This is a genomic window from Streptomyces sp. NPDC007346 (assembly GCF_040703535.1).
Classification (GTDB): Bacteria; Actinomycetota; Actinomycetes; order Streptomycetales; family Streptomycetaceae; genus Streptomyces.
The window spans coordinates 1-18,371 of record NZ_JBEYKR010000039.1 but is presented as its reverse complement, the minus strand read 5'-3'; the positions used below and the strand labels follow the sequence as shown (position 1 = coordinate 18,371).

Genomic DNA, 18,371 nt, shown 5'->3' with positions numbered 1-18,371 from the left:
CACGCCCGGTTCACCGCCACGGGATGTGGCGCCACGGACTGCCCTCGCTCTCCGTCAGCAGACGGTGGGCGAGGACGCTCTGTTCGTAGAACGGGCCGTACTCCTCCTCGTCGAACCGGAGCACCCGCCCCAGCGCGTACCCCGCCGAGAACTCCTCCCACGACCGGTGGGCCGACTTGCTCAGCGCCCCGGCGTACACGATCGCCTGCTCGGCGTCGGCCGGGGCGCAGTAACGTGCCGACAGCCCCCAGCGCGCCAGGTTCACCGCCCGCCCGTAGTCGTACGCGACGGTGGTGCGCACCCGGCCGTCCGGCTCCAGCAGCCCGTCCGCGCGGAACCGGGCCTCGTAGCGCATGATCCGGCGTACGAGGTCCTCGATGCCCTTGACCGTGCCCGCGTCGGCCCCGAGGTCCTGGGCGTGGCCGGCGGCCGTCTCCCGCCACAGGTCGGCCGACGGCAGCTCGCCGAGCCCGGCCGCCAGCTGTTCGCGGGCGCGCAGCACGAAGTCCGGCTCCGGCGGGCTGTTGCGGGCGTCCAGGAGGGCATCCAGCTGCCTGCGCCACCCGGCGTGGTCGGTGATGCCCCAGGACTCGCGGAGTTGGTCGCGCTCGGTCAGGTACTCGCGGTAGACCGTGCCGACCTCGTTCCACGGCACCGCGCTCCCGATCGCCAGGTGCACCCCGCAGGCCAGCCCGTACGCCAGCGGCCCGTGCAGCGCACCGTGGCGCAGCGCGAGCAGCCGGTTCTCCTGGAGGCGGTCGTTCTCCGCGTACGCCCGCTGCCACAGCGCCCGCTCCGTCGGGGTCGCCGGCAGCAGCAACTGGCCGGGCGTCCCCACGTTCACCCCCAGGGACATCCCCGCCTCGGGCCAGCCGAACTCGGCGGCCCAGCGCAGCGAGACCCCGTGGAAGACCCAGTCCGGATGCCACGCGGGCAGCATGCCCCGGGTGAGTACGGGCCGGCAGACGAAACCCGACGGGTCGTGGTGCGCGCGCCAGGTGATGGTCTCCGGCTTCGCGTCCGCCTCGGCGCGCGGAGCCGGGATGTAGAGCTCGGCCCCGGCCAGCGCGGCCAGTTGGGCCCGTGCGTCGCCGCGCAGCGTCGCCTCGTGGAGGAACTGCTCGGTCTCGGCGGGCGGCACCCAGGTGGGCGGCAGGGCCGGCACGGCGGCCGGGGCAGCCGGGGGAGCGGTGGGGTGCGCCGGGGGCATCGGGGGGTTCGGATGCATCGGGTGGGTCGGGTTCATGACCAGGGGATGTTCCGGTAGGGGCTGGTGGGGTCCTCGGTGAGGATGCGGTGCTCGGCGAGCGACTGCCGGTACGTGGGCTCCGCCGCCTCCGGGCCGTCGTCCTCGGCCCGGTGGACCAGACGGGCCATGAGGTAGCCGAGGGAGAAGTCCGCCCATGACGCGTAAGACTCCCGGGCGAGTTCGCCGAGCCGCAGCACGTCCTGTTCGGCCTCCCGCGGATCGCCGTACCGGGCGCCGAGCGCGAGCCGTACGACGTTGACCGCCCGGCCGAGGTCGAAGGCGGCCAGCGTGTCGACGCGGCCGTCCGGGGCGAGCACGCCCTCGGCCCGGAGCCGGTCCTCGTACAGGGCGATGTGGTGCAGCGACCGTTCCGCCAGCGCCCGGTCGTCGGCGTCGCGCGTGGCGAAGGCGCGGGCCACCGCGTCGGACCACTCCTCACGCACCGGCGTACGCCCCAGCCGGGCGGTCAGGGTGTGCCGGGTGCGCAGGACGGTTTCCTGGACGCGTCCGACCAGCTGGTTCTTCATCAGCGAGGCGAGCCGGTCGCGGTACTCGGCGCGGTGCGGGATGCCCCACGGGCTGCGCAGCCGGGCCCGGTCGGTGGCGTAGTCCTCGTAGGCGGCGCCGAGACGGTTCCAGACGAGGCCGTTGGTGACGGCCAGGTGGGCGCCGAGGGCCAGCCCGTGCGCGAGCGGGCCGTACAGGGGCCCGCCGTTGTCGGTGAGCAGGACACCGTGCTCGTGCCCGCCGGAGTGCTCGTCGGCCTTCAACCAGGCCTTGAGGCGCTTGGGCCGGGCGTCGACCGTCACCGCGTACGGGGTGCCGTGGTTCACCGCGAGCCGGCGCACGTCGTAGGGCCAGGTCCGGGCCAGCTCGCCGAGGCTCACCGCGCGGAAGACCCACTCCGGGTGCCAGGGCGGCAGCATCCCCGGGGTCAGCACCGGGACGCAGGTCCGCCGGGTCGCCTCGTCGCGGATCGTGGGCAGCGGGGCCGTCCAGCCGGGGATGTCCGCGTGCAGCCGGGCGACGAGCACGTACAGCCGGGTCCGCGCCAGCACCTCCACCACCGCGTCGGCGTCCCCGCCGGTGACCGCCGCCGACAGCGCGCGCTCGATCCCGGTGGGCGGCACGGTGCCCGGACACGCGTGCGCGGGCGCCACCGCCCCGCTGCCCTCTGTTCCTGTCCCGTTCCCCGTGGTCACGGTGCGATCCTACGAAACGGGCCCCGCGCCGGACCTGGGCGGTCGGGGCCCGGCCGGCTCGGGCCCGGAAGAGTACGGCCGGCTCGGGCCCGGGTGGTCAGAGCCCGCCCGGCCGTACCAGCCCCGACTCGTAGGCGAACACCGCCGCCTGGGTCCGGTCGCGGACGCCCAACTTGACCAGGATGCGGCCCACATGGGTCTTCACCGTCTGCTCCGCGAGGACCAGCCGCCCGGCGATCTCCGCGTTCGACAGACCGGCCGCGATCAGCGACAGCACCTCCGTCTCCCGCTCCGTCAGATCGCCGATCCGCTCCTTCAGGGGCACGCGCGGGGCCCCGGCCGTCCGGGAGAACTCCACGATCAGCCGCTTGGTGATGTTGGGGGAGAGCAGCGCGTCGCCCGCCGCCACCACCCGTACGGCGTGGGCGAGTTCGTCGGCCGAGGCGTCCTTCAGCAGGAAGCCGGACGCGCCCGCGCGCAGCGCCTCGTACACGTACTCGTCGAGGTCGAAGGTGGTCAGCACGAGCACCTTCGCCGTGGAGCCCTCGCGCGCGGTGATCCGGCGGGTCGCCTCGATGCCGCCCAGCTCCGGCATCCGGATGTCCATCAGCACGACGTCCGGGTCGAGTCGGTCGGCCTGGGCGACGGCGTCGAGACCGTTGACGGCCTGCCCGACGACCTCGATGTCCGGCTCGGCGTTCAGCAGGACGGTGAAGCCCTGGCGGACCATCACCTGGTCGTCGGCGATCACTGCGCGGATGGGCGGCGGCGTCATGGGGCGTCCTCGGTCGTGGCGGCGGGTGTGCGCATGGTGGGCAGGATGGCGGTGACTTCCCAACCACCCGCGGGGGTGGGGCCGGTGATCAGGTCGCCACCGAGCATCGTGGTGCGCTCGCGCATCCCGAGCAGTCCGTGCCGGACCCCGGGGGACAGGGGAGAGGGGCGGAGCGGCGCGGTATTGATGACGCGGACGGACAGGGCGGCGGCCTGATGGCCGATCTCCACCCGGGCGCTCGCCCCGGGGGCGTGCCGCATCACGTTGCTCAGCGCCTCCTGCACGATGCGGTACGCCGACAGCTCGATGCCCGGCGGCAGGGGGCGCGGCTCGCCGGTGGTGGAGAGGGTGACCGCCAGACCGGCGGAGCGCACGGAGGCGATGAGGCCGCCGAGCCGGTCGAGGCTGGGCTGCGGGGTGTGCCGGGCGTTCTGAGCGGGTGCCTCCTCCGAGCGCAGGACGCCCAGGACCCGCCGGAGTTCGGCGAGGGCCTCCAGGGCGCTTTCGCGGATGCCCGTGAGGTTCTCCCTCAGCTCGTCGGAGGGGTCCTTCACCAGGTGCGGGGCCACCTGTGCCTGGATGGAGATCACCGACATGTGGTGGGCCACCACGTCGTGCAGCTCGCGGGCGATCCGGTGGCGCTCCTCCAGCAGGGTGCGCCGGGCCCGCTCCTCGGCGGTCAGCTCGGCCTGGACGACGAGGTCGTTGCGGGCCAGGCGCACGCTGCGCAGCGCGGTGCCGAGGACCAGTGCCGTGACGAACACGAGCGCGCAGACGAGGGTGTTGATGTGGGGCAGCCGAGGTGTGTACAGGGCCAGGAACAGCGCCGCCCCCATCGTGATCAGCAGCGCGGCCACCGCGCGACGGGGCCGGACCCGCAGCGCCAGCAGGAACAGGGCGCCGCCCTGCAACGCCAACCCCGCGTAGGGAGACGGGTACAGCATCTCCGGAGGCAGGGGGAAGGAGGCAGGGATCCACGGGTACGGAGCCTCCGAGGGCGCGGTGGCCGCGGTGGCCAGCACGGTCACGACCGACAGCGCGGTCGCGATCCACCACGCCCCCACCGGGCGGATCATCCCGGCCACCAGCGCCGCGGACTGCGCCCCGGCGGCCAGCACCGCGAACAGATGGACCTGGCTTCCGTGAGAGACGAGTTCCTGGGTACGGACCACCGCGACGGCGACCGCCGAGATCACCAGCAGGACCAGCAACGCCGGCCGCCACACCGGGGCGCCGGGCTCTCCCATACGCGGCACCCGGTCGGCGGGCGCCGCCCACAGGTCCTCGTACAGGACGCGAGACGCCCGCCGTACGGCGTCCCGCAGCCGCGCGACCCCCGAAACCTTCACGTCCCCTACCGCCCCTTCCGTCCCGCCCGCGCTCAGACTAGGCACGCCGCACCTCCTGCTTCCGCTCGGGGAAGGACTCCCGTACGAGGAGGGGCGGCCTGGCCGCTCTCCGTCCGCCCTGTTCGTACGCGTGGAACGCCGCCCCGCACACCAGCAGGACCAGCGCGAACACCGGCAGCCACAACAGTCGCGCGGCCACCCAGCCGGCCCCGTCCGGCACGGTGTGCAGCCCCGGCAGCGGCCCCTCCGCGAGCAGCGACGCGCTCATCGTCACGACGATCATCGCCGTCTGGTGCCAGAGGAAGACGGTCATCGCCGCCAGGTTCACCACCGCCACCACCGCCCAGGCCGCAGGTCTGCGCAGCGCCCGGCGCAGCGGCCCGAGCAGCAGCAGGGCCGCCCCGCACTGCGCCAGCCCGAAGGCCACGGCGGCCAGGCTCGGCGGGTCCAGGTTCGAGATCCGGCCGCCCGGCACACCGACCATGGAGGCCGGATACCCGGCCCCCACCACGAGCGCGCCGGCCGCCGCGGCCCCGCCGAGCAGCAGGGCCCAACGGTTCCTGAGGCCACGCAGCCCGCCCCGGGCGACCAGCGCCCCCAGGCAGTAGGGCACCAGCCACCCGGCGATCACGTTGACCCACCCCAGCTCCCGCGGACCGCCGAGGCCGAACCGTACAAGGTCGACGTGGAGCACCACGGCGAGCGGCCACAGCGGGTGGAGCCGGGCCACCAGCGGGGTCAGCGCGGTCAGCACGGCGAAGACCAGCAGGAACCAGAGCGGCGACCACACCAGTTTGGCCAGTGCGAGCACCGTGGGCTCACCGACCCCCGAGGCGAGCATCGCGCCCGCCGCGAGCGACCACACCACGAGCACCGCCGCCACCGGCCGGAACAGCCGCGTCAGCCGGCCGCCCACCCACCGCCCGTACGCCACACCCCGCTCCCGCGCCGAGGCCCAACTCCTGGCCGCCACCACCCCGCCCACCAGGAAGAACACCGAGAGGGTCTGGAACACCCAGGAGACCGGGGCAAGTTGGGGCACGTACGTCAGCGGGCTCGCCGTCCGTACGGTGCCGCTGTCGGCGACCAGCGCGGTCACCAGCCAGTGCCCGCCCACCACGCCCAGGATGGCCAGGGCGCGCAAGGCGTCCACGGCCCGGTCCCGGCCGGGCGGGGTGGCGGCCTCGACGCGCGCGACGAGACCACGGGACAGCTCACGCACGGGGAGCCTCCAGGGGTGCGCGGCCGGAGGCTATCCGCCCGAGGTTCACCAGGGACCGCGACCCCGGCAGCAGGTAGTCGCTGTGGCCCCCGCCGCCCGCGTCGAACACCTCGGCCCCGAACCGGTCCGCCACCGGATCGGTCCAGAACCCCACGGCCCCGACGAACGGCACCCGCACCCGCACATGGGGCACCCGCGCGATCCAGTCGTCCCCGCCGCGGCCGGCCCACACCCGGGCCTCGGTGCGCAGGGACCCCACGTCCCGGACACCGGTGCCGGGGCTCCCGTAGAGGACGACGGCGTCGGCGGCGGTCCCCGAGGCGACCCGGGCGCAGATCACCGAACCGTAGGAGTGACAGAGCAGCGTGATCCGGGCACCCGGCAGCGCGGCGGCCAGCCGGTCCACCAGCGCCCGCAGCCCCGGCGCGGCCTCGACGGCCCGCGCATCGGTCATCGAGGCCGGGCCCAGGGTGGCGGGCGGGCGGTACCCGAGCCAGGCGACGACCGCCCCGCCCTGCCCCAACTCCCCTCGCAGGGCCACCGCCCCGCGCCGGAGCCGCCCGTACGCGTCGAGCCCGACACCGGCCCCCGGCACCAGCACCGCGATGCGCCGAGCCGCCGACAGCTCCCCGACGACCTCCACGCTCCGCCCGCCGTCGCGCCCGTCGAACGAGAGGAACTGCCGCCCCGGCGCGGCCATCGCCCGCAGGGAGGCCGCCCGCTTGAGGTCGCCGTGCCCGTACGCCGCCCGCTCGGCGGCCAGGATGTCCCGCCGGCCGACCCCGTACCGCTCCTCCAGCGCCGCCGCGCTCGCGTCCCGCAACGGCCCGAGCGCGGTCGGCGCGGGGGCGGGCACGGCGGCGGGCCGGGCGGCCCCGGACACCGGAACGGCCACCGAGAACGTGACGAGGGCGGCGAGCAGGGTGCGGCGCAGACGGCGTCTGCGCAGGCGGTCCGCCATGGGGTGGAGTTCCTTCCGTACCAGGGGTTTTACCTGTTTCCGGTACAGAAGTTACGGAGGCGGCGGGGTAGTCGGCGTCCCGCTGGGGAGGGCACCTGCGGGGTGGCTCTCAGGTATGACGCCGCGTACGCGCAACGGCGTCAGCTCCGCCCGGTGTGGTCCAGGACCGCTTCGGCGAGCGGGACGTGCACCTCGCGGGGGAGCGCGTGCCCCATGCTCGGGATCTCGACGAGCCGCGCCCCTCGGACCGCCTGGGCGATGTGGTGGGCGTGGGGCGGCGGATGGACGGGTTCGGCGGGCGCGGCGACGACGAAGCGTTGCATGAGGGTCCTCGCTGTTCAGCAAGTGAGAGACGAGACGTATCGTATCGTCAACATCTCGCAGTAACGCGTGAGCCGCTCAGCCACTCGTCCGCTCGGAGAAGAATGAAGGGAACGGGGCACCCAGAGCCCGAACCGGGCAACCGGACCTCCCCGGTCGCCCGGCTGGTGCGCGGGGCCGACGGAACCGGGTAACGTCTTTGCCATGTTCTTCCAGACGCCGATTCACGACTGAGAGCGTGATGGGCCCCCGCCGACGCCCTTCGACGTCGCCGCCCGTCCCCCACCGATGAATCCGTAGATCACTTCACATCATTACCGGGAGAACCCATGACCGTGAGCAAGAACATCAACAACCCCGTGGGCCAGGGCGGCGGCCAGCGCAAGAAGCTGTCCCGCGCCGAACGGCAGAACAACGGCCCGCACCGCAACCTCGACCGCCAGGGCGCAGCCGCCCAGAAGGCAGAGCTGGTGCGCAAGATGCGCGAGAAGGCCGGTGCGGCCGGGAGCACCGGGCAGACGGGCGACGACACCGCGCAGAGCTGACTCACCGCCGCCGCACCCGGCGTCAGGTGCCTCCCGTCGGTAGACCGCGACCAGCAGGGCCACGCCGACGTCTCGCAAACGGCCTTGAACGGCCTTGAACGACCGAAGTGCCCAGCCGCGCGAAGCGGCTGGGCACTTTGTTCACCCGTCTGACCTGCGGCCAAAGCCGCGAAGGGACGGGCGAATGATCAAGCCTTCTTGGTCTCCAAGTAATGGGCCGGGTCGGCGACCTGCGGGGGTCTTCCCCGCGGATCGCTGACCTGGCCTTTTGCTGTTGGCCAGCGATGGGGTGCGACGGTCCCGATCGGGTGTCCTGCGGACTGTGTGCGGACTGCCGAGTGCTAGGCGCGGCTCAGAAGAGTGGGATGCCGAGGCTTGCCGATACCAACTGCGCAACCCCTGTCCAGCCGAGGGCGGGTAGGTTGGCCCTGGCACTCTGCAGCAGTATCTCCGCGAGTTGGCGAACCCGACCGGGCTCAGGCGCGGCTGTGACGAGCTCCGCCTGCAGAGCCTCCACGTCGGCGACGACCATGGCTCGGGCCTCCTCCGGCACGTCCGCGGAATGCGCGGCAGCCAGAACCTCGCGCGCGAACTGAGTGAGCTGCTGGGGGTCATAGCCGAAGGTGTTGTTCTGGGTGTTCTCCTGGCCCATCTGGGGCGCGCCGCCGTTAACGGTGATGTTCCACTCGTTGTGGATCCTGGGCTGTCGCTGATCGTTCAAAAAGTTCCTCACAGAGATGGGATCTTTGAACCCGCACTCGATGCCAAGGGTGGTCAGGGTGATGGCACGAACTGTTTGAGGTGACTGGGAATCAACCGTCACGATCCCGTTCGCCTCTAGGTAATCGACGGCCCGGAAGACTTCGGCAACCTCCAGAATTTCGTCCAGAACGGCCATGCGCACGGAGAGCAGAAAGCCCATCAACTCCAGTCGACTTGTTGGGTAGCTCTCCATGGCGGCTGTGACAAGTCCGTTGATGGCATGTTCGAGCCTTATGCGGGGGTTGTCGCGGTCTGCAATGAGCCGCTCAGCCTCAGCCACTCCGCGTGCAGTGAGCGAGCAGGACGTTCCAGAGGCACAGAGCTCGGTGTTGTGCACCATGCCCGTGCCCCTGAGGTAGTCGATGAGGGTGATCAGGTGGTCATCGCCAGGGGGATACCAAAAGGGCTCCGCGTCCACCAGGGCTTGGGTGTCGCTGTTGGACTCCCTGCGCAGCCAGACCAGGAGCAGATCCGCCTCTGTCTCGATCGTCACAGAAGGATGCTAGTACGCGGGTTGATGTTACGGATCGCTGATGATTACGCGGTCGACTCGGTTGCCGAGCGTAGATGGCGAATGGACCGCATTTGGCGCTCTAGCGCCAGTCGTTGAGCGAGACCTGCGGGCCCCCCGCGAGGTAGCGATGGAGCGCGCTGTCGGTGGTCTCTACGAAGTTCTCGGGGATGGCGTCGGCGTCGACCCAGCGGACCTGGGAGTGCTTGCGGGGTTCGCGGTTTTCGGGTTCGCCGGTCCATTCGTGGGTGGCGAAGACGACCGTGAGGAAGCCGTTGGGGGCTTCGACGCCCCAGGCGCCGTGAATGATGTGGGCGACCTTGAGGGACTCCGGCTTCACCGTGAGGCCGGTCTCCTCGTAGAGCTCGCGGACTGCCGTCTCGGTGATGGGCTCGCCCGGTTCGCTCTTGCCGACGGGCAGGTCCCACATCCCCTGGGCGAACTTCGCGTTCTCGCTGCGCTGGAGGAGTACGACGCGGTTGGTGGCATTGTCGTGGACGATGACGGCCGCGACCAGCAGGGTCATCGATTCGAGCGCCGGCTTGAGGGCTGGGGGGCGGTTGTCGGTCTGCTGAGCCACGGGGTTCCCTTCGTCGGGCAGGTTGTTGGGCATGTTAGGCGAGGGCCTCGCGGGCTCGGCGGGCGAGATCTGCGGCTCCAGGGACGCGGCGGCGCTGGTAGATCGCGAGGGTGGAGCGGATCGAGGTGATCGCCTTGCGGGTTCGGTCGGAGGTCATGCCCTCCATGAGGAGCAGGGCCTGGGTCCAGGCGGTGACGGCTTCGTCGGCGCGGGCCTGAGCAGCGAGACTGTCGCCGAGGTCGGCGTAGGTGAGGGCGTGGACGCGCTTGTACTTCTCCGGGTCCCAGCGGGTGAGCGCGTCGCGGTGCTGCTGTTCCGTACCGATGTGGTCGGCGAGGTCGGTCAAGGTGCGTGCGGTGTGGCTGGCCACGGTGCCGGCGGCAGGGCCGCTGACGCGGGAGAAGCTGGGCTGGGGACCGTCCTCGCGCAGGAGAGCGTCTTCGGCGGCGAGGAGAGCACGAGTGGCCAACGGGTTCTCGCCTACGGCTGCATAAGCGCGGGCGTGCGTGATGTGGAGGAGCGCTTCCGTCTGGCCGTCTACGTGGCCGAGGCCGCGGGCGAGGGCGCCTTTGACGAGGTCCACGCAGTGGTGGGGTTGCTTGAGGCTGAGGGACTGGTGGGCGAGGGTGCGCATCATCCAGGCGGCGTGGCCGTGGGGGTCGGCTTCGCAGGCGAGTTGGTAGCCGACCTGGTAGTAGCGCTGGGCGGCGCCTTCGTGGCCGAGGTCGTGGTGCTTCCACCCTGCGAGGTAGGCGAGTTCGGCGACGGCGCCGAAGGCGGCCTGGCGTAAGGCTTCTGTGGGGAAGCGGCCGCGCAGCATGGGGGCTGCTGTGTCGGCGAGGTAGGCGGTGACTGTGGTGAGGCCGTGGCCACCGCCGAGGCGTTCGTCGGCGGCGCTGAAGGCTGCCGTGATCTGTCGTACGACGTCGATGTCGCCGCTGCCGACGACGGAGCGGGCGGCGCGGGCACGAAGCATACGCGAGGTGGCCTCGTGGTCGTGCAGCAGCGGCATAGCCACGCCGGCCGTGGTGAACGCGGCGATGGCGAGGAAGCGGCGGCGCTCGACGTCCGCGCGGCCGAGGTCGGTGACCGCGGTGACGGGGTCGGTGTCCGGTGGCGACTCCGTGTCGGGTGAGTGGAGGCCGAGCTCGGTTCGGGTGACGACGCGGCCCAGACGCCGGGAGAGGGCTTCGGCGAGGTACTGGCCTGCCTGGCCGGATGGTGTGCGGGCACCGCCCACCCAGTGGGAGATGGCCGACTTGTTGGTCTGGAGTAGTTCGCCGTTCTCGGCGGCGATGCGGCGTACGTCCTTGGCGAGTGCCTCGTACGTGCACCCGGTGGCGTTGATCGTGTCGCGCAGGCGGGAGTTGGCGCTGGTCGGTGTCGGCACGATCGCCTCCGCTCCGGATCCGTAAACGGTGTATACCGCTTGGCCTCGGTCACACCGTACCCACTCTGCGTAGCGGGCGGTTCACTTATCGACAGCCGCCCGACTCACGGCATCGCGGGCTAGGCGGCTCCCAAGTTCCGTACGCCCCAACAGGTTCGGGCATTTCTATGCCTTGGCCCGGACGATCAGAGACGGAGAAACGGTGACCACCATCGACACCGCGACCATCACGGTCGAGTTGCCCGACGCCTTCGACCCGCGCTGGAATCGCCTGCCCGGCATCCAGGTGGACGGCCGGCGTATCACCATCGACCCGGCCGAGTATTTCTCCGCTTCGAGTCCAGCACCTGGCTCGTCACCGACTGGGACTTGGTGAAGGCCCAACTCCTGGACGTGGACGAGACGACCGAGAGCGCGGTCGAGCAGCTCGCGCTCGACTTCATCAAGAACCACGGCGAATCCACCTCCGGCGCGGCCCGCGTGTTGGCGACGGCGTACGGGGTGTACTCGTACCTCTTCCGCGAGGAGCACCTGGCGGGCATCGGTCTCCCGCAGATCACCGCCGACCACCTGCGCATGCTGCGCGAGGCGGCCACGCTCATGGCGCTCAACAAGGTCGAGCTGGACGGGCACATCTCCAACGTCGGCCCGTGCTGGTTCTTTCCCGCCGCCACCTCCGTCGTCTTCGACCTGGACGACGAGACGGGCGGAATGCTGGACGAGGTCTACCACGGCGGCTGGTTCAACGAGCACCGCCGGATCGAGTCCATCAAGGCCCACGCCGCGCGCGGCGGCCGGCTCGTGCACGGCTGCCAGTCCGTGCCCGACCAGTCCGGCGGCGTGGTCGCGCCCTACGGTGCCTCGATGGCCAACTTCCGCGACGACCTGGCCGCGTTCAAGGCGGGCTGGATCGAGCAGGTCTACGCCCACCGCGTGACCGCAGTCGAGTAGCCCCACCCCAGTACGGCCCGGGGCGGGCCGGCTCGCGCGTACCCGCCCCGGGGCCCACCCGCCCCTGGAGACCCCCATGAACCAGAACCTGTCCGCCACCCTGCTGGACGAGCTGTGCACCCTCGTCGGCAAGCCCCTCCCCGAACGTACCGAGATGCGTGTCTGGGGAATGTCCGGCGTCGAACGCGTCGCCTTCCCCGACGGCACCACAGCCGTTTTCAAGTACGCCAAGGAACCCTTCGACCGTGAGGCCCAGGCCCTGCGGATGGCCTACCAGCGTGGGCTTCCGGTCCCCGCCCTCCACGCCACCGCCATGCAGGACAAGTGGCTCGGGATGCTCATGGACGACCTCGGCGCCCCCGTACGAGACGCCGACGACCTCGACGGCGTCGCCGCCGCCGTCATGCTCCATGCCGCCCGCCCGGCCAGCGGTCTGCCCCTCCTGGACGGCGAGGGCCTCGCTGCCCTGCCTGGCCGAGCCCTAGATCATCTCCAGCGGCTGCGGAAGACCGACCGATGGACGGACTGCGACGACATCGAGACCGCGCTGGGGAAGATCTCCGCCGCAGCCGAGGCGCGTGTCCAGGGGGCGACGCTCGCCCCGTTCGGCTGGGTGCACTCCGAGTTCCACCCCACGAGCGTCCACATCGGGGAGAACGGCTGGCACCTCCTCGACTTCGCACGCGCCTTCACCGGCCCCGGCCTGATCGACCTGGCCTCGTACCATGGCACCACCGACGTACCGAGCCCCTTCCGTATGCGGGTGTTCCTGGAGCAGTACGTCACCGCAGGCGGTCATGAAGACGCCCTCGCCTCCCGGGGCGGCCTGGCCGCAGAGGCATGGGCCCTGGGCTGGCACCGCATGTGGGCCGTGGAGTGGTTCATGGAGCAGGCCATCCGCTGGATCGGCGACCCGGCCAAGGACCCCGCGTACATCCCCGTCGTCCGCCGCCACCTGACCGACGTGGTCCAACTCCTGGAGGTCTAGGTGCTCGCCCAGGTCTCCCCCTGGTACGCCCACGCAGCCCAGCGCACAGCCACTGCCCCCGCGCACGCCCTCACCGCACCGGCCCGGATGGAATGGAGCACCCACGCGGGCATCGGTCCCGGCGCCGAGATCCTGGGCCAGGACCTTTGCGGCAAACGCGTCCTGGAACTGGGCTGTGGCCCCGGCCACAACGTGGCCCACCTCGCGAAGCATCACCAGGCCCGCGTCACCGGTGTGGACCTGGTCGGCCTCCAGGTACGCCGAGCCCGCTCCCACTACGGCCACATCGACGGCGCCACCTTCGCCGCCGGCCACGCACTGCACCACCTGCAGGCCACCGGCCGGACCTTCGACGCGATCTACTCCGTCTTCGGCGCCGTCGGCCTCGTCGCCCCCGAGCTCCTCCTCGCCGCCATTTCCCGACGCCTGGAACCGGGCGGTGTCCTGGCCTTCTCCGTCCCTCACCCGGCACGGGCCGGAAGACATCCATCCACGGACGACCGTCCGCGCGGGGACTACGTCACCATGCCCGACCGCACCCGACTACCCCTCGCCCGATGGGAGTTCGACGCCCGCCGCTGGGGAGCTCACCTCTCCCGGACGGGCCTGCGTGCCACCTCGACGGTGGAGCTGCGGCACCCGCGCCGTGACCGGTGGCCCACCACCCTCCTGATCACCGCCCGCAAACGCTGACCGACGGAGGCAACGATGACCCCGCCCTACCTGCTCCTGGACATCGACGGCGTCCTCATCCCGTTCCCGGCCGCCGACGGCAGCACCCCGCCCACCCACGTCCGCCACACCGTCCTGCCCACCGGCCGACACCCCGACAATCCCGTGCCCATCTGGCTCGATCCGAGCCAGGGCGGCATTCTCACCGACTTCCTGACCAGCGGACTCGTCACCCCCGTGTGGTGCACGAGCTGGCGCAAGGACGCCACCACGATCATCGGCCCTCTCCTGGGACTGCCCGACTTCCCTTACCTCGACCTGCCTCATCCTCAGATCACCACCAGTCACCCCGATGGCTACCTCTGGAAACGCGACCACGTCGCCGTCTGGCTGGCAGACGCCCCCGCCGTCTGGATCGACGACGACTTCACCGGCCTTGATCATGACTGGGCGATGGAGCGCACTACGAGGGGAACGGCGACCCTCCTCATTCAGCCCGACCCGCACCTCGGTCTACAACCCGAGCACCTGACCGAACTCACGACATGGGTCTCGCAGTTACCCACAGCCCGCGCCGTCTGACGACCGATACCCTCGCCGCCACGGGCGAGTAGGGAAAGCGAGTCTCGTTGTTGGGGAGTTCTTCCCCCGGGAGAAGCTCAAGGCCCCTCCTGCACCGGCCGGGGTAGCGTCCTCGGATGAATCTTCATCTCATCAATGATGTGCCCGACGGTCTGACCCGACGAGCGCGAACCTTTGTCGGCACGCATGGCGTCAAAGTAGACGTTCGCCCCGTTGAGGGGCACCGGGGGTGGTGGCTCGAACGAGACGTTCCACCAGCGGTGATTGATCGGATGGCGGCCTACCAGGACCGATGGGGCGGTCTGCTCCTGCCACCCGCACCGCAGTACGACGGAGGCCCCAAGTACCTCGATCCGGATTCGCCGGAAGAGGACTCCGCAGGGTGGTGGTTCGAAGCCGGGACGCAGCGGGCCGCAGTCCCCTACTCGTTCATGATCGATCCATCCGGTGAGTTCGGCATCCAGGCGGAAAAGTGGGCTCCTCTCCACAAGACCATCGAGGGGTGGGTGGAAGCGCTGGCCTTGGCTCACCACGCATCCAAATGGGCGAAACAGGTCACCAAGCTCGTCGGAGACGATGTCGCCAGCGTTGACTTGGGAGGATATGTGCCCGTACGCGAGGTGATGGGCTTGACCGACACCTGGTGGCGAGGCCCCGATTCGTTGGTCGCCCTCTACAGCGGTGAGGCCGCTTCGCTGGACTTCCCCAGAGGCCGCGTTGCAGTGATCTACGCCGGCCTCGATGAGTGGGGCCTGCGAGGAGGTGTGGCCGGCGTCGGCTGACCTGTCGTTCACCTTGTCTCGGCTGGGGAGGAGGCAAGGTAGGCGGCGGCGCCAACCAAGAGGCGATCGATAGCCTCGTCGCATGACCGCGAACGGTGATCGCCAGCTTCCTGCCGCCCTCGCCGCTGCGATGGCAATTCGGCTCGATTGCATCGGCGAGGACAGGGTCGATTTCGAGCCCTACGGGTCCTTTCTGACTGCCGATGAGACCACCGACTGGTTTCGCGCGTGGACAGGCAACGCCGAGCTGAACGGAGACGACTTCCGTGTCTTCGGCCAGGACGGCACGGGCGGTTACGCGGCGTTCTGGTTGGTCCGGCCGGGTAGGGAACTCGTACAGCAGCCTGTCGTCTTCCTGGGGTCGGAAGGTGAGACGGGCGTCGTCGCCAGCGACATGGGTGCCTTCCTCTGGCTTCTGGCTGACGGCTTCGGCCCGTGGGAGGCTGCCACTTCGGACGAGCCCGAGCCTGATTGGGCTCCGCAGGGCAATGGTGACCTGGCGGCAGTTGCGGAGCGATTTGCTCCGGACCACCGTGCGTCGGCCGCAGCGATCATCGCTCAGGCTGCGGACGAGTTCCCTGACTTCGATGACACCATCATGAAGCTTTGCCGGTGAACGCGAACTAATCAGCGTCCGGAGCGTCCACGACGTCCTCGTGCGCGTCATGACGGCGGCCGTGGACGACAAGGCCATCGCCTCCAGCCCGTGCCGCCGGATCACCCTTCCGGTCATGCCGGACGAGGAGGCCACTCCGCCCACCGTCGCACAGGTCGAGGCCATGGCGCGGGTGATGCCGCCGTACATCCGCGCGGCCGTCGTCACGCTCGCCGGATCTGGTCTGCGGATAGGGGAGTCGCTCGGCCTCAAGGCCGTCAGCACGCTGCGAATCTACGCGCACCTGTGGCCGGGCGAAGAAGACCGCACCCGGTCCGTCATGGACGCCATGCTCGGCGGCCTGCGGACCGGGTGCGGACAGCTAAGCGGCACGACCCGCGAAACCGCAGGTCAGACCGTTTAGCCGGGGATCAAGCCTTCTTGGTCTCCCAGAAGATCTTGTCGACCTCGGCGATCAGGTCCAGGGCCTTCTGGCCCGTCGCCGGGTCGTTCGAGCCCTTGGCCGCGGAGAGCGCCTTCAGGGTGTCGTTGATCAGCTGGTGCAGCTCCGGGTACTTCTCGAAGTGCGGGGGCTTGAAGTAGTCGCTCCAGAGCACCGAGACGTGGTGCTTCGCGAGCTCGGCGCGCTGTTCCTTGATCAGAACGGCGCGGGTGCGGAAGTCCGCGTCCTCGTTGGCCTGGTACTTCTCCTGGACGGCCTTGACCGACTCGGCCTCGATACGGGCCTGGGCCGGGTCGTAGACGCCGCAGGGCAGGTCGCAGTGGGCGCTGACCTTCACCTTGGGGGCAAACAGGCGGGAAAGCATGGAGCTGTCCTCCTCGTGATCGTCTTCTCAGGTGGGACATTACTCCGTGGGGCGCCGCTTTCCGTGGCTGCCCCGGGGGCTTAGGTCAAAAGTCCGGGGTGAGAACCGGGCCGTCGGCCGAATGTACGGAGCGGAACGCGGTACGCGGGACGGTGTGCCGGAGGAGGAGCGGGAGGTGGCCGAGGTGCCGGAGGAGGAGCGGGAGGTGGCCGAGGTGCCGGAGGAGGAGCGGGAGGTGGCCGAGGTGCCGGAGCGGGGACGGGTGTCCGGAGGCGGGCGGGCCGGGCGGCGGCCGTTGCGGGTGGTGGAGGTGACGGGGCCTTCGATGGTGCCCACGCTCTACCACGGGGATCTGCTGCTGGTGCGGTACGGGGTGCCCGTGCGCCCCGGTGACGTGGTGATCCTGCGTCACCCCTTCCAGCAGGACCTGCTGGTGGTGAAGCGGGCGGTCGAACGGCGGCCGGGCGGCTGGTGGGTGCGGGGCGACAACACGTTCGCGGGCGGGGACAGCACCGACTACGGGGTGGTCCCCGACGAGCTGGTGCTCGCCCGGGTGCGGGCCCGCTACCGGCCCCCGGCGAAGGGTCAGCTCTCGGTGGCCTCGGTGCTCGGCTGGGCGGTCTCGGCGGTGAGGCCGGTCCGGTCCGCCTCCGCGCGTTTGCGGGCCCGGTAGGCGGCCACGTTGGCCCGGGTCGCGCAGCGGTCCGAGCAGTAGCGCCGGGAGCGGTTGGTGGAGGTGTCCAGGTAGGCGTTGCGGCACGGGGCCGCCTCGCACAGGCCGAGCCGGTCCACGCCGTGCGAGGTCAGGTGGAAGGCGAGGCCCATCGCCGCGATGGCCGCGTATCCGGCGGTCGCGTTCGACGGGTGGTCGGCCAGGTGCATGTGCCAGTCCGGCCTGCCGTCCTCGTCCCGTACGTCGTGGCCCGAGATCTGCGGGCTCACCGGGAACTCCAGCAGCAGCGAGTTGAGCAGGTCGACGGCGAGCGTCTCGTCGTCGCCGTCGGCCGCCTCGAAGACCGCCCGCAGCCGGCCCCGTACGGAACGGAAGCGGGTCACGTCCGCGTCCGTCGTCCGCCGCGCCGCCTGCTGGTTGGCGCCGAACAGCTCCCGTACCGCCTCGACCGAGGTGAGGGCGTCCTTGTTGCGGGCCGGCTCCTCGGTGTTGACCAGGCGTACGGCGTAGTCCGAGTAATAGGCCAGTTCCACTTGTAGTCCTTACCGGGTCGGTCTAGGGTCGGAGTGTCGGTCAGTGTAATGGGTGGCTGGCGTTCATGAGTCTTACTTGGAGGATGGCGTGACGGAGACGGGGACGAGCACCGACTGGCAGTCCTGGCAGGAGAGCTGGGACCGGCAGCAGGAGTGGTACATGCCCGACCGCGAGGAGCGGTTCCGGGTGATGCTGGACATGGTCGAGGCGGTCGTCGGCCCCGCGCCCCGGGTCCTGGACCTCGCGTGCGGTACGGGAAGTATCACGGACCGGCTCCTCAAGAGGTTCCCGGAGGCCACGAGCACCGGCGTCGACCTCGACCCCGCGCTCCTGGCCATCGCCCGGGGCACCTTCGAGGGCGACGACCGGGTCACCCTCGTCACCGCCGACCTGAAGGACCCGGAGTGGACCACGCGGCTGCCCCACACCTCGTACGACGCCGTCCTCACCGCCACCGCCCTGCACTGGCTCCACAGCGAGCCGCTGGCGGTGCTGTACGGGCAGCTCGGCGGGCTCGTCCGGGACGGCGGCCTCTTCATGAACGCCGACCGCACCATCGACCCCGACACCCCCCGGATCAACGCCGCCGAACGCGCCCACCGGCACGCCGCCATGGACCGCGCCAAGGCCGCGGGCGCCCTGGACTGGGCCGAGTGGTGGGCGCTCGCCGCCGAGGATCCCGTCCTCGCCGGTCCCACCGCCGAACGGTTCGCGATCTACGGCGAGCACGCGGACGGCGACATGCCCTCCGCCGACTGGCACGCCCGCACCCTGCTCGCCTCCGGCTTCGGTGAGGCGCGGGCGGTCTGGGCCTCGCCCTCGGACAGCCTGGTCCTGGCCGTGATGACCGAAGGCTTCGACTTCAAGGGCCAGGCCATCGTGCGCCAGTTCGACCCGGCC

General features: G+C 71.0%; 19 protein-coding genes and 3 pseudogenes. 10 read left to right on the top strand and 12 right to left on the bottom strand.

Features of this window, described 5'->3' with window-relative positions; all coding sequences use genetic code 11:
* Positions 1-10 precede the first annotated feature (10 nt).
* From AB0917_RS13215 to AB0917_RS13185, 7 genes and pseudogenes are all read right to left on the bottom strand, one after another.
* The gene (locus tag AB0917_RS13215) at positions 11-1,210 is read right to left on the bottom strand and encodes a DUF1266 domain-containing protein (protein ID WP_366819635.1); all 1,200 of its coding nucleotides are present in this window, start codon (positions 1,208-1,210) and stop codon (positions 11-13) included.
* A 32-nt stretch (positions 1,211-1,242) separates the two neighbouring features.
* On the bottom strand, positions 1,243-2,451 hold the full coding sequence (locus AB0917_RS13210) for a DUF1266 domain-containing protein (protein ID WP_366819604.1): 1,209 nt from the start codon (positions 2,449-2,451) through the stop codon (positions 1,243-1,245).
* 97 nt (positions 2,452-2,548) lie between these two features.
* Positions 2,549-3,226, bottom strand: a complete 678-nt coding sequence (locus AB0917_RS13205) for a response regulator transcription factor (RefSeq protein ID WP_366819603.1) — start codon at positions 3,224-3,226, stop codon at positions 2,549-2,551.
* Positions 3,223-4,611, bottom strand: coding sequence for a sensor histidine kinase (locus tag AB0917_RS13200; protein WP_366819634.1), 1,389 nt, complete (start codon positions 4,609-4,611; stop codon positions 3,223-3,225). The genes AB0917_RS13205 and AB0917_RS13200 overlap by 4 nt, the downstream gene beginning before the upstream one ends.
* 1 nt (position 4,612) lies before the next feature.
* The gene (locus AB0917_RS13195; RefSeq protein WP_366819602.1) at positions 4,613-5,797 is read right to left on the bottom strand and encodes an acyltransferase; all 1,185 of its coding nucleotides are present in this window, start codon (positions 5,795-5,797) and stop codon (positions 4,613-4,615) included.
* A complete protein-coding gene (locus AB0917_RS13190; RefSeq protein WP_366819601.1) occupies positions 5,790-6,758 on the bottom strand; it encodes an alpha/beta hydrolase in 969 nt (322 codons plus the stop codon). The genes AB0917_RS13195 and AB0917_RS13190 overlap by 8 nt, the downstream gene beginning before the upstream one ends.
* A gap of 140 nt (positions 6,759-6,898) precedes the next feature.
* Positions 6,899-7,069 (bottom strand): annotated as a pseudogene (locus AB0917_RS13185) (alpha/beta hydrolase); the annotation flags it as partial.
* Positions 7,070-7,408: 339 nt separating this feature from the next.
* Between AB0917_RS13185 and AB0917_RS13180 the strand changes: the two are divergent.
* Positions 7,409-7,624: a DUF6243 family protein gene (locus AB0917_RS13180; protein WP_366819600.1), complete on the top strand. Its 216-nt coding sequence runs from the start codon at positions 7,409-7,411 to the stop codon at positions 7,622-7,624.
* A gap of 352 nt (positions 7,625-7,976) precedes the next feature.
* Here AB0917_RS13180 and AB0917_RS13175 read toward each other — a convergent pair whose 3' ends face one another.
* The 3 genes from AB0917_RS13175 to AB0917_RS13165 form a co-directional block, all read right to left on the bottom strand.
* On the bottom strand, positions 7,977-8,879 hold the full coding sequence (locus tag AB0917_RS13175) for a hypothetical protein (protein WP_366819599.1): 903 nt from the start codon (positions 8,877-8,879) through the stop codon (positions 7,977-7,979).
* Positions 8,880-8,979: 100 nt separating this feature from the next.
* Positions 8,980-9,510: an NUDIX domain-containing protein gene (locus AB0917_RS13170; protein WP_366819598.1), complete on the bottom strand. Its 531-nt coding sequence runs from the start codon at positions 9,508-9,510 to the stop codon at positions 8,980-8,982.
* Between the two features lies 1 nt (position 9,511).
* Positions 9,512-10,867: a tetratricopeptide repeat protein gene (locus tag AB0917_RS13165; protein WP_366819597.1), complete on the bottom strand. Its 1,356-nt coding sequence runs from the start codon at positions 10,865-10,867 to the stop codon at positions 9,512-9,514.
* 202 nt (positions 10,868-11,069) lie between these two features.
* Between AB0917_RS13165 and AB0917_RS13160 the strand changes: the two are divergent.
* From AB0917_RS13160 to AB0917_RS13130, 7 genes and pseudogenes are all read left to right on the top strand, one after another.
* Positions 11,070-11,818 (top strand): annotated as a pseudogene (locus tag AB0917_RS13160) (hypothetical protein).
* A 76-nt stretch (positions 11,819-11,894) separates the two neighbouring features.
* Complete coding sequence (locus tag AB0917_RS13155) at positions 11,895-12,806, top strand: aminoglycoside phosphotransferase family protein (protein ID WP_366819596.1); 912 nt, start codon at positions 11,895-11,897, stop codon at positions 12,804-12,806.
* Positions 12,807-13,499, top strand: a complete 693-nt coding sequence (locus AB0917_RS13150) for a class I SAM-dependent methyltransferase (RefSeq protein ID WP_366819595.1) — start codon at positions 12,807-12,809, stop codon at positions 13,497-13,499.
* Positions 13,500-13,514: 15 nt separating this feature from the next.
* Positions 13,515-14,060: an HAD domain-containing protein gene (locus tag AB0917_RS13145; protein WP_366819594.1), complete on the top strand. Its 546-nt coding sequence runs from the start codon at positions 13,515-13,517 to the stop codon at positions 14,058-14,060.
* A 116-nt stretch (positions 14,061-14,176) separates the two neighbouring features.
* Positions 14,177-14,842 carry a hypothetical protein gene (locus AB0917_RS13140; protein ID WP_366819593.1) on the top strand — a complete coding sequence of 222 codons (666 nt, stop codon included), beginning with the start codon at positions 14,177-14,179 and terminating at the stop codon, positions 14,840-14,842.
* A gap of 82 nt (positions 14,843-14,924) precedes the next feature.
* Entirely contained in the window at positions 14,925-15,458 is a 534-nt protein-coding gene (locus AB0917_RS13135; RefSeq protein ID WP_366819592.1) for an SMI1/KNR4 family protein, read from the top strand.
* A 13-nt stretch (positions 15,459-15,471) separates the two neighbouring features.
* A pseudogene (locus tag AB0917_RS13130) lies at positions 15,472-15,861 on the top strand (site-specific integrase); the annotation flags it as partial.
* Positions 15,862-15,868: 7 nt separating this feature from the next.
* Here the strand turns inward: AB0917_RS13130 and sodN are convergent.
* Positions 15,869-16,264, bottom strand: coding sequence for a superoxide dismutase, Ni (gene sodN / locus AB0917_RS13125; protein WP_109163657.1), 396 nt, complete (start codon positions 16,262-16,264; stop codon positions 15,869-15,871).
* A 121-nt stretch (positions 16,265-16,385) separates the two neighbouring features.
* On the opposite strand from sodN, the gene sodX reads away from it, so the two are divergent.
* Complete coding sequence (gene sodX, locus AB0917_RS13120) at positions 16,386-16,937, top strand: nickel-type superoxide dismutase maturation protease (protein ID WP_366819591.1); 552 nt, start codon at positions 16,386-16,388, stop codon at positions 16,935-16,937.
* Here the strand turns inward: sodX and AB0917_RS13115 are convergent.
* A complete protein-coding gene (locus AB0917_RS13115; RefSeq protein WP_366819590.1) occupies positions 16,850-17,470 on the bottom strand; it encodes a CGNR zinc finger domain-containing protein in 621 nt (206 codons plus the stop codon). The two genes, sodX and AB0917_RS13115, sit on opposite strands and share 88 nt — an antisense overlap.
* Before the next feature lie 88 nt (positions 17,471-17,558).
* On the opposite strand from AB0917_RS13115, the gene AB0917_RS13110 reads away from it, so the two are divergent.
* The coding region (locus tag AB0917_RS13110) for a class I SAM-dependent methyltransferase (RefSeq protein ID WP_366819589.1) at positions 17,559-18,371 on the top strand (813 nt) is incomplete at its 3' end.

Excerpts from the sequence above, each read along its gene's own strand:
- AB0917_RS13215 (WP_366819635.1), bottom strand. The coding sequence starts at position 1,210 with ATGCCCCCGGCGCACCCCACCGCTCCCCCGGCTGCCCCGGCCGCCGTG.
- AB0917_RS13205 (WP_366819603.1), bottom strand. The coding sequence starts at position 3,226 with ATGACGCCGCCGCCCATCCGCGCAGTGATCGCCGACGACCAGGTGATG.
- AB0917_RS13190 (WP_366819601.1), bottom strand. The coding sequence starts at position 6,758 with ATGGCGGACCGCCTGCGCAGACGCCGTCTGCGCCGCACCCTGCTCGCC.
- AB0917_RS13180 (WP_366819600.1), top strand. The coding sequence starts at position 7,409 with ATGACCGTGAGCAAGAACATCAACAACCCCGTGGGCCAGGGCGGCGGC.
- AB0917_RS13170 (WP_366819598.1), bottom strand. The coding sequence starts at position 9,510 with ATGCCCAACAACCTGCCCGACGAAGGGAACCCCGTGGCTCAGCAGACC.
- AB0917_RS13155 (WP_366819596.1), top strand. The coding sequence starts at position 11,895 with ATGAACCAGAACCTGTCCGCCACCCTGCTGGACGAGCTGTGCACCCTC.
- AB0917_RS13145 (WP_366819594.1), top strand. The coding sequence starts at position 13,515 with ATGACCCCGCCCTACCTGCTCCTGGACATCGACGGCGTCCTCATCCCG.
- AB0917_RS13140 (WP_366819593.1), top strand. The coding sequence starts at position 14,177 with ATGAATCTTCATCTCATCAATGATGTGCCCGACGGTCTGACCCGACGA.
- AB0917_RS13135 (WP_366819592.1), top strand. The coding sequence starts at position 14,925 with ATGACCGCGAACGGTGATCGCCAGCTTCCTGCCGCCCTCGCCGCTGCG.
- sodN (WP_109163657.1), bottom strand. The coding sequence starts at position 16,264 with ATGCTTTCCCGCCTGTTTGCCCCCAAGGTGAAGGTCAGCGCCCACTGC.
- sodX (WP_366819591.1), top strand. The coding sequence starts at position 16,386 with ATGTACGGAGCGGAACGCGGTACGCGGGACGGTGTGCCGGAGGAGGAG.